The organism is Malikia spinosa, assembly GCF_002980625.1.
Classification (GTDB): Bacteria; Pseudomonadota; Gammaproteobacteria; order Burkholderiales; family Burkholderiaceae_C; genus Malikia; species Malikia spinosa.
The window spans coordinates 1-7,524 of sequence record NZ_PVLR01000058.1 but is presented as its reverse complement, the minus strand read 5'-3'; the positions used below and the strand labels follow the sequence as shown (position 1 = coordinate 7,524).

Sequence of the window (7,524 nt, the reverse complement as noted above, 5' to 3'; positions counted from 1 at the left end):
CACGTTGGCCGTCGTCAGCGCCTGGATTTGCGCGGTCGAGAACTCCTGGACTTGGCTCACGGACAGATTAGCAATATCTGTAGACGTGAGAACGGCAACCTGTGTCGTGCTTAAAGAAGTGATGTAAGACATGCGCAGCCTCTTTGGAAAGCGTTAATTGACAGCAATCTGAACATGCTCAGCAAAACGCCTAGGCGAAACTACATCGAGCAAGTGGCGTTGCGGCTAAAGTTCAGCAAAGAAGCTGACATAAACCACATCAGTTTTTATATCGACACCATTCGGTGAAACTTGAGGGCCATCCACCGGATTTGCCAAAATAAAGACTAATTGATAGATATCACACGTTGAACAGGAAGTTCATGACATCGCCGTCCTTGACGACATACTCCTTGCCTTCGGCGCGCATCTTGCCGGCTTCCTTGGCGCCGGCTTCGCCCTTGTAGGCGATGAAGTCATCGAAGGCGATGGTCTGGGCGCGGATGAAGCCGCGCTCGAAGTCGCCGTGGATGACACCGGCAGCCTGCGGCGCGGTGTCGCCGATATGGATGGTCCAGGCGCGCACTTCCTTGACGCCAGCCGTGAAGTAGGTCTGCAGGCCCAGCAGCTTGAAGCCGGCGCGGATCAGGCGGTTCAGGCCGGGCTCATCCTGGCCCATCTCCTGCAGGAAGACCAGGCGGTCCTCATCGTCCATCTCGGACAGTTCGGCCTCGATCTTGGCGCAGATCGCCACCACCGGCGCGTTCTGCTTGGCCGCGTATTCCTGCAGGCGGTCCAGGAAGGGGTTGTTCTCGAAGCCGTCCTCGCTCACGTTGCCGACGAACATCGCGGGCTTGGCCGTGATCAGGCACAGCGGCTTGAGCAGCGCCTGCTCGGCTTCGCTGAACTCGATCGAGCGCACCGGCTGCGCTTCGTTGAGCGCGGCCAGGCATTTCTCGAGCACCTTGACCAGCGCCGCGGCTTCCTTGTCGTTGCCCGAGCGCGCCGCCTTGTTGTAGCGGTGCAGGCTCTTTTCCACCGTGCCCATGTCGGCCAGGCAGAGCTCGGTCTGGATCACCTCGATATCGGCGATCGGATCGACCTTGTTGGCAACGTGGATCACGTTGTCGTCCTCGAAGCAGCGCACCACGTTGACGATGGCATCGGTCTCGCGGATGTGAGCCAGGAACTGGTTGCCCAGGCCCTCGCCCTGGCTAGCGCCCGCGACCAGGCCGGCGATGTCGACGAACTCGACGATGGCCGGCACGATGCGCTCAGGCTTGATGATCTCGGCCAGCTGGTCCAGCCGCGGGTCCGGCACCTCGACCACGCCGGTATTGGGCTCGATGGTGCAGAAGGGATAGTTCTCGGCAGCGATGCCGGCCTTGGTCAGGGCGTTGAACAGGGTGGATTTGCCGACGTTGGGCAGGCCGACGATGCCGCACTTCAAGCTCATGGGGGTCCTTTGGAATTGAGATGCAAGCCCCTTCCCTTGCGCTGCCAGCTCGACTCCATGAGCCTCAGCCAGGCAGGAGAGGGCCCTGCAGTGTCGTGTCGGCGGTGTGGCGCGATGCCCTACCGGGCCATGGCTCGCGCGCGCCGACAAATGGAATGATTGTACCGACCGGACCTGTTGGCGCCTAGTCTTGTCCTAAGCATGATCCTGGGTCACGCGCCGGGCATTCGCCCTGCAGCCAGACAGCCAAGACCGGGCCAAGCCGTCAACACTCAGTCGTCCCAGGCATCCCAGCGGCCCCAGCCAGCCTGCCCCTGACGCAGCAGGCGGCCCGCACCCTCGCGCACGATGACATTCATGCCGAAGGTGACCGCTCCCAGCAGGCGACGATCCTGGCGATAGGTCTGCAAGGTGTCGCCGACTGCCGGATCGGACTTGGCCGTGACCGGATCGATATTGGGAATGGCGCAACGCGCGCAGGGCTTGACCGGCTGCAGCCGGACCTCGCCTCCCGCCTGCAGCGGGAAAACCAGCTCGGCCAGCCGGTCCTCGTCATGCGCATCAAGGCCACCGAGCACCAGATTGGGCCGGAAGCGCTCGATGCCGACCGGGTCCTGGCCCAGGGCCTGCAAGCGCTGGTTGAAATCGGCCAGCGAGGCACTCGACAGCAGCAACAGCGGAAAACCATCGCTGAAACGGTTCGGTGCCTCGACGCCGCGGGTCCAGCGCTCGGAAGACAGTCGGCGCACCGCGGGGTCGAAGCGCACCAGACGCAGATCCGCCTGCAGGAACTCGCTGCACCACTGCGCCGCCGCGTCGCCCATGTCCCAGGCCTGGACTCGATCGTCCCAGACCTGGACCGGCAGCCGCTGCGAGGCGGGGTCGAGCTCCAGTTCCAGCAGCAACGGCAGCATGCCCGGCGCGCTGAGCTCGAGCTGGCCGAACCGGAACGCCGGCTGGATCAGCGCCATGCGCGGCAATTCGCGCTGCGAGACGAACTCGCCTTGCGCGTCAACCACCATCCAGGCCCGATCCCATTCCAGGCCGGCCAGTTGCAACTCGGCCTGCTCAAGCCGGATGCCGGCGCAGGACTTGATGGGGTAGATCCACAGCTGCTCGATCTGCAGCGGCAGCATGTCGTCGGGGATGGAGAGCATATCGATATCGGGTCTTCATTCACACACCCAGCCATTGTGGGCCCTGCTCCTACAATCCGTCCATGAGCAAAAAGTACGACGTGGCCATCCTCGGCGGTGGCGTGGTGGGACTGACTCTGGCGCTGCTGCTGGCGCGCGACCGACTGCGCATCGCGCTGGTCACGCCAGCGCGGCCGACTGCGCCAGCCAGCCCCGACATCCGCGCTTATGCGCTGAACCTGGCCGCGCGCCAGTTGCTCGAGTCGCTGCGCGTCTGGCCAGAGAATGCCGACGGCAGTGGCCCATCTCCGGTGACGCCGGTCACTCGCATGTGGGTCAGCGACGCCAGCGCCAACGCCGCGCTGACCTTCGATGCGAGCGAAGCCGGCACCGACACGCTGAACTGGATCGTCGACGTGCCGGCGCTGGAAGACCGGCTTGCGCAGGCAGTGCGCTATCAGGGCGGCATCGAATGGCTGCCAGAGCGCCCGGCCGCCGCGCTGACCGTGATCTGCGAAGGCAAGCGCAGCGTCAGCCGTGAAGCCTTCGGCTTTCACTACGACAGCAAGCCCTACCCCCACACGGCAATCGCGGCCAGGCTGCAATGCGAACGGCCGCACGGCGGCGTGGCACGCCAGTGGTTCCGCGGCGACGAAATCCTGGCGCTGCTGCCCATGGGTGGCGCCAGCGGCCATGAAGTGGCGCTGGTCTGGTCGGTGCCGCACCCACGCGCGCACGAGCTGCTCGCGATGCCGCCTGCGGCACTGGCGCAAGGGGTCGAACAGGCCTGCGACCAGGCGCTCGGCGCCATGACGCTGCAAGGCCAGCCAGCCGGCTGGCCACTCGAACTCTCGCGCGCCGACCGCTGGGTCAAGTCCGGAGTCGCGCTGGCCGGCGACGCCGCACACGCGATGCACCCGCTGGCTGGACAGGGCCTCAACGTCGGCCTGGGCGACGTCGCCGAGCTAGCCCGGGTGCTGCACCAGCGCGAATACTGGCGCGAACTCGGCGACTTAAAGCTGCTGCGCCGTTACGAGCGCGCGCGCCAGGCCGATTTCTCCCAGATGGCGCTCGTGACCGATGGCCTGTTCGGCCTGTTCAGCGCGCCAGACAGCCGCATCCAGGCCCTGCGTGGCTGGGGCCTGCGCGGTTTCGACCGGCTGCAGCCGATCAAGCGCTGGGCCATGAGACAAGCCATGGGCGGCGCCTGACCTCCAGCCTTCCAGTGGCTTGCCCAGCTCACGCTCCACCACGGCCTCAACCTCTTTTTTCGCCATGAACCTCATCCGCCTGACGATCCGAACCCTGCTGGCCGCCACCCTGGTCACGCAAGCGCTCGGCGCTTCCGCCCAGGAAGCCGCGATCCGCAAGAACCTGGCCGAACGCCTGCCCAACCTGCCGCGCATCGACGAGGTCAGCAAAACCCCGATGCCCGGCCTGTACGAGGTCCGCGTCAACCAGAGCGACATCCTCTACACCGACGCCGAGGGCAACTACCTGCTGCAGGGCGAGCTGATCGACACCCGCACCCGCAGCAACCTGACCGAAGAGCGGGTCAGCAAGCTCAGCGCGGTCGATTTCAAGGCGCTGCCGTTCAAGGACGCCTTCACTATCGTGCGCGGCAACGGCAAACGCCGGATCGCGATCTTCGAGGACCCGAACTGCGGCTACTGCAAGCGCTTCGAGAAGGATCTGGCCAAGATCGACAACGTCACGGTCTATGTTTTCCTCTACCCGGTGCTGGGACCGGACTCGCAAGCCAAGTCACAGGCGATCTGGTGCGCCAAGGACAAGGCCAAGGCCTTCGAGGACTGGATGCTGCGCAACATCGCACCGACCCCAGCCAGCTGCGACAGCTCGGCCATCCAGCGCAACCTGGCCCTGGGCAAGCAGCACCGCATCACCGGCACGCCGACCAGCTTCCTGCCGGACGGCACCCGCCTGCCCGGTGCCGTGCCGCTCGAGAAGATCGAACAAGCCCTCGCCAACAGCAAGTGACCCCATGAGCCAGTCCATCGACCACCATCAACTGATCAAGACCCTGGGCCGAGCCGGCCTGATTCCCTTCGTGCTGCTGGCCCTGATGGTCTGGCTGCTGGTCGACAACGACCTGCAACCCTTCGTCGCGACGGCACTGGCCTGCTATGCCGCGATCATTGCCTCCTTCCTCGGCGGCGTGCACTGGGGTGCAGCCTGGGTGCATTCGGAAGCGGGCTCCTCGCACCGGGACGAACATCAGGTCCCCGCGCTCTGGTGGGGCATCTCGGCCTCGCTGCTGGCCTGGCTCGGCATCCTGATCCCGATCCTGTCGGGACTGGTCTGGTACATCGCGCAAGGAGAGCTCAGCATCGACGAAGTCAAGCTGCAGGCCCAGGCCGGACTGATCTGGCTCGGCCTGCTGCTGATCGCCTGCTACCTGATCGACCGCAAGCTCTATCCGAGCGCCGGCCTGCAGCATTGGCTGACGCTGCGCTTTCACCTGTCGACCGTGGCGGCGCTGAGCTGCTTCCTGGCTGCTGGCGCGCTCTGACATGAAGGCCCAGATACGCTACCGGGTCTCGGTACTGGACCCGAACCAGCACCTGTACGGCATCACGCTCGAGATCGACCAGCCTGCCGCGCGCCAGCGCCTGAGCCTGCCGGTCTGGATACCCGGCAGCTATCTGGTACGTGAATTCGCCCAGCATCTGCAAAGGCTGCAGGCCAGCATCGCCGGCCAGCCGGTCGCGCTCGAGCAGCTCGACAAGAACAGCTGGGAAGCCAGACTGCCTGCTGGCAGCGGCAAAGCCCCGCTGGAGCTGCGCTACGAGGTCTACGCCTTCGACGCTTCGGTCCGCACCGCCTTCCTGGACGCACAGCGCGGCTTCTTCAACCCGACCAGCCTGTGCCTGCGTGTACCGGGCCGCGAGCGGGAGCCGCATGCATTCGAGCTGCTCGACAACGCGCATACCGCGGGCTGGCAGGTCGCCACCGGACTGGCTCCGGCCAAGGTTGATGGGCGCGGCTTCGGCCGCTACCTGGCGCGCGACTACGACGAACTGGCCGATTGCCCATTCGAGCTCGGCCGCTTCTGGTCCGGCCAGTTCGAGGTCCGCGGCGTGCCGCATCGCCTGGTCGTCAGCGGCGCCGGCGACTTTGCCGACTGCGAGCAGCTGCTGCGCGACACGCAGCGCATCTGCGAGACCGAGATCACCTTCTGGCACCCCGACGGCGCAGCACCACCGTTCACGAGCTACCTGTTCCTGCTGCACGCCAGCCAGGACGGCTACGGCGGCCTCGAACACCGCAACTCGACCGCGCTGGTCTGCCAACGCAGCGACCTGCCGCGGCGCGGCTCTGCGCAGGAAACTCCGGCTACGAGCAGGCGCCAGGCCAGCGACGGCTACACCACACTGCTCGGGCTGATCAGCCACGAATATTTCCACACCTGGAACGTCAAGCGGCTGCGCCCGCGCGAATTCAAGCGCTACGACTACGACCGCGAGAACTACACCGAACTGCTCTGGTTCTTCGAGGGCTTCACGAGCTATTACGACGACCTGCTGCTGCTGCGCGCCGGCCTGATCGACGAATCGGCCTACCTGCAACTGCTGGGCAAGACCATCAACCAGCTGCTGCAGACACCGGGACGCCAGGTGCAAAGCGTGGCACAGGCCAGCTTCGACGCCTGGGTCAAGTACTACCGGATCAACGAAAACAGCCCCAACGCCACCGTCAGCTACTACGGCAAGGGCGCGCTGGTGGCGCTCTGCCTCGACCTGACGCTGCGTGCCGAAGGCCACAGCGACCTCGACGGAGTGATGCGGGCCCTGATGCAGCGCTGCGATGCCGGCCCGATGCGCGAATCCGACCTGCTGGCGGTGCTTAAGCAGCTGGGCAAGCGCCGCTACGACGCCGAACTGCAGGACTGGGTGCACGGCACCGACGAGCTGCCGCTGGCCGAACTGCTGCAGCGCCATGGCCTGCAATGGCTGCAGGAACCCGAGCCACTGGCACAGCGGCTGGGACTGCGCGTGAACGAGAGCGGCGGACTGACGATCAAGAACGTGCTGCGCGGCACGGTGGCAGAAGCCGCCGGATTGGCCGCCGGAGACGAATGGCTGGCCGTGGAACTGACCCCCACCGAGCCGGGCGCCGAGGCCCAGGCCTGGCGCGTGCGCAAGCTCGACGAGGTCGCGCTCTATGCCTCGGGCCGCAGTGCCTTGACTGCCCTGGTATCGCGCGACGGCCGGCTGCTGAAATGCCCCCTGGACTGGCCCCAGCCCCGCTACAGCATCAAGCTTCAGCGCCCGGCAGCAGCGCCGAACGCTGTGCCGGAGCGCCGCTGGCTGCAGGAATGAACTTTTTTCAAGAAATTTTCATGCACTTTGTCTAAACTGCATTTTTGTGCCTATAATTCAATCCTGTTGGCGCTTTAGCTCAGCCGGTTAGAGCGACGGAATCATAATCCGCAGGTCCGGGGTTCGAATCCCTGAAGCGCCACCAAAATTCAAGCCCACTGTTTCACGACAGTGGGCTTTTCGTTTCTGCGTGGCCATCTAGCCAATGGCACAGGGTTTTCGTGCCATTCGACCCAGTCATGGATTGCGCGTGTGGATCAGCCGGTCCGATAGGAATCGATCATGCGGTCTGCAGGGGATGCACCGACAAAGCCTTCCTAGGAGCCCTGGCCGGAAAGCCAAAAACCCTCGCTAAACCCTTCTGAGGGGCTGGCAAAGGACCAGGGAAGATAGACCGCGTGCGATGAACAGGCACAGAGAACGCTCATGGCAGCGCGCAACAAGTCACCGTCGGTCAGGACCTTGCACAGCTTGTGCCAAGGATTGCCCTCATCCGATCTGGCACCTGCTGCACCTCCTGCCTCAACGATTCCATTTCAGACGGCCTGAGCATGGATAAGGCAGCGCGATTCTGCCGGCGCTGCCAGCTTTGCTTACAGCCGCTAACACAAGT

The 7,524-nt window shown here is 64.8% G+C and carries 7 protein-coding genes and 1 tRNA gene; 5 read left to right on the top strand and 3 right to left on the bottom strand.

What is annotated here, in order from left to right; genetic code table 11:
• From C6P61_RS18405 to C6P61_RS16195, 3 genes are all read right to left on the bottom strand, one after another.
• Positions 1 to 132 (bottom strand): hypothetical protein (locus C6P61_RS18405; RefSeq protein WP_425319760.1); only part of this gene is annotated, 132 nt, incomplete at its 3' end.
• A 208-nt stretch (positions 133 to 340) separates the two neighbouring features.
• The gene (ychF, locus tag C6P61_RS16200; protein ID WP_105730959.1) at positions 341 to 1,435 is read right to left on the bottom strand and encodes a redox-regulated ATPase YchF; all 1,095 of its coding nucleotides are present in this window, start codon (positions 1,433 to 1,435) and stop codon (positions 341 to 343) included.
• 272 nt (positions 1,436 to 1,707) lie between these two features.
• Entirely contained in the window at positions 1,708 to 2,592 is an 885-nt protein-coding gene (locus tag C6P61_RS16195; RefSeq protein ID WP_105730958.1) for an MOSC domain-containing protein, read from the bottom strand.
• 62 nt (positions 2,593 to 2,654) lie between these two features.
• Between C6P61_RS16195 and C6P61_RS16190 the strand changes: the two genes are divergently transcribed.
• The 5 genes from C6P61_RS16190 (at position 2,655) to C6P61_RS16170 (ending at position 7,056) form a co-directional block, all read left to right on the top strand.
• Complete coding sequence (locus tag C6P61_RS16190; RefSeq protein ID WP_105730957.1) at positions 2,655 to 3,782, top strand: FAD-dependent monooxygenase; 1,128 nt, start codon at positions 2,655 to 2,657, stop codon at positions 3,780 to 3,782.
• 64 nt (positions 3,783 to 3,846) lie between these two features.
• Positions 3,847 to 4,569, top strand: a complete 723-nt coding sequence (locus C6P61_RS16185) for a DsbC family protein (RefSeq protein ID WP_105730956.1) — start codon at positions 3,847 to 3,849, stop codon at positions 4,567 to 4,569.
• Positions 4,570 to 4,573: 4 nt separating this feature from the next.
• Positions 4,574 to 5,101: a DUF3429 domain-containing protein gene (locus C6P61_RS16180; RefSeq protein ID WP_105730955.1), complete on the top strand. Its 528-nt coding sequence runs from the start codon at positions 4,574 to 4,576 to the stop codon at positions 5,099 to 5,101.
• Position 5,102: 1 nt separating this feature from the next.
• Positions 5,103 to 6,911: a M61 family metallopeptidase gene (locus C6P61_RS16175; RefSeq protein WP_105730954.1), complete on the top strand. Its 1,809-nt coding sequence runs from the start codon at positions 5,103 to 5,105 to the stop codon at positions 6,909 to 6,911.
• A gap of 68 nt (positions 6,912 to 6,979) precedes the next feature.
• Positions 6,980 to 7,056, top strand: a tRNA-Met gene (locus C6P61_RS16170).
• Positions 7,057 to 7,524: the final 468 nt, after the last annotated feature.